The 821-nt window shown below is 54.0% G+C and carries 2 protein-coding genes; both read right to left on the bottom strand.

From position 1 onward, the window contains the following. Positions 1–413, bottom strand: a 413-nt coding sequence (locus tag DWZ15_RS10605) for a class I SAM-dependent methyltransferase (protein WP_199580078.1), incomplete at its 3' end; no start/stop codon positions are given. A 222-nt stretch (positions 414–635) separates the two neighbouring features. Further along, positions 636–821 (bottom strand): hypothetical protein (locus DWZ15_RS10780; RefSeq protein WP_233544798.1); only part of this gene is annotated, 186 nt, incomplete at its 5' end.

Genomic DNA, 821 nt, shown 5'->3' on the forward strand with positions numbered 1-821 from the left:
GTTGGCGCGATGAGCACGCCGTCGTCCTTCAGCACCCGCCTGATTTCGTGCAGGGCCTTTTCCGGATGCGGCACTATGTGAAGTGCGTTGGACACGATCACCACTTCGAAGGACTTCTGTGCATAGGGCAGGCGGAACATATCTTGTACGGAAAAGTGCAGCTTTGCGGATTGATTGTCCCGCTTTGCTTCAAGGATCATCTTTGCAGAGGCGTCCGTAGCCTCGATGCGCGCCGCCGCATCCACGACGCTCTTTGCGACAAGCCCCGTGCCGGTGGCAACCTCCAGCACGGTCTTTGCTTTCACCACCGGCCGGATCAGCCCATACATCTTCTCATACGCCGCCCGGTCGTTTCGCATGAAACGGTCATACCGACCGGCGTTCTTGTCCCAGAAACCCTCGCGTTCGTGCATGGCTGTCGCCCCCAAACAGTTAGAGTCATCTAACTATAACACACGAATCATGCAGTAAGATGAGGCTAACCTTCTTTTCTTGGCTAAGACGCATCTCTTCGGTTTTCGCTTATAGCGGCGCGAGTCAGATACTAGGCTGGAGCTGAAGAAGGAGCTTGGCGGACAGGTAGGTCGATACCGGTTCCCGGAACGGTGATCCAGCCAATTACACCAGGGCTCTAGTCATTGCGTGGGAATAGAAAATTCCTTAGTTATGGGGGTATTAATTTGATTCCCTTTAGGATAAACCCCCATGACTATATGAATTGGCCTGCTGACTTCAATGAAGATTGGAGGGTAACGGCCAGGGGTGACGGCCCAGCGGTTGATTTTCAATCTCAACGCAACAGCCTGAACGGACCCCGCGTT

The sequence above is a fragment of the Collinsella sp. AF29-7AC genome (assembly GCF_003475665.1).
Lineage (GTDB): Bacteria > Actinomycetota > Coriobacteriia > Coriobacteriales > Coriobacteriaceae > Collinsella.